This is a genomic window from Isoptericola sp. NPDC060185, from assembly GCF_042728595.1.
In the GTDB taxonomy this organism is placed as follows: Bacteria; Actinomycetota; Actinomycetes; order Actinomycetales; family Cellulomonadaceae; genus Isoptericola.
In genome coordinates, this window is the sequence record NZ_JBHWYY010000164.1 from 1 (window position 1) to 1,095 (window position 1,095).

Annotated in this window: 1 protein-coding gene; it reads right to left on the minus strand. The window is 66.1% G+C overall.

Annotated features, from left to right (window positions below; all coding sequences use genetic code 11):
* Positions 1-1,095, minus strand: a 1,095-nt coding sequence (locus tag ACFWDO_RS21455) for an MMPL family transporter (RefSeq protein ID WP_380347215.1), incomplete at both ends; no start/stop codon positions are given.

Sequence of the window (1,095 nt, forward strand, 5' to 3'; positions counted from 1 at the left end):
CGTCCTCCTGCTTCGCCGTGTCCTCCGGAGCGACTTTCGCCGGCGTACCCGGCTTGACCACGGGCAACTCCCGGGTCGGCTCGCCCGAGGACAACACCGAGGCGCGAGGACGCGTCGGATCGGGCGACATCGGCTGGCGCGAACGGGCAGGTTCGGCGGCGTCGGTGTCGGTGATCTTGTCGATGCGCTGGGTCGGGGCCTCGGCCTCGATCTCGGCGACCGTGCGCGGCCTGCGCGGGGTGCGGGCCAGCTTGGAATCGGGGACCACCGTCATCTGCATGGTCGGCGGGTCGGTGATCGGGGTGGTCTTCACCAGGTCGACCACGCCACCGTGTTCCGGGCGCTCGTCGTCGAGGATGGGTTCGCCGAGGCCGATCTTCTCCTGGATGCGCTTCATCCACTTCGGCGCCCACCAGCAATCGTCGCCGAGCAGCTTCATGATCGCCGGGACGAGCAGCATGCGCAGAATGGTGGCGTCGATGAACAGCGCCGCGATCATGCCGTAGGCGATGTACTGCATCATCACCATGTCGGAGAACGCGAACGCGCCGGTCACCACCAGCAGAATCAGTGCGGCAGCGGTGATGATCCTGCCGGTTTGGGCGGTGCCGATCCGCACGGCTTCGGTGGTCGACGCGCCTTGGGCGCGTGCCTCCACCATGCGGGAGAGCAGGAAGACCTCATAGTCGGTCGACAAGCCGTAGATGATCGCGATGATCAGCATCAAGACCGGTGCGCTGATCGGCTGTGGCGTGAAGTTCAGTACCCCGGCGCCGTGGCCGTCGACGAAGATCCACGTGAGGATGCCGAGGGTCGCGCCGAGACCGAGCGCGCTCATCAACGCGGCCTTGATCGGCAGCACCAGCGAACCGAACGTCAGGAACATCAGCACGGTGGTGGTGACCAGCACGAGCAAGATCATCCACGGCATCAATTCCAGCAGCGTGTCGATGCTGTCGGCCATGAGCGCGGGCTGACCGGTGACGTACATCGTGACGCCGTCGGGTATTTCGATCGAGCGGAGATAGTCGATCGTCGGTTCGGCGCCGCCGGTGGGATCGACCAGGGTCGCCGAGGTGCGGAACACCTCGGGGT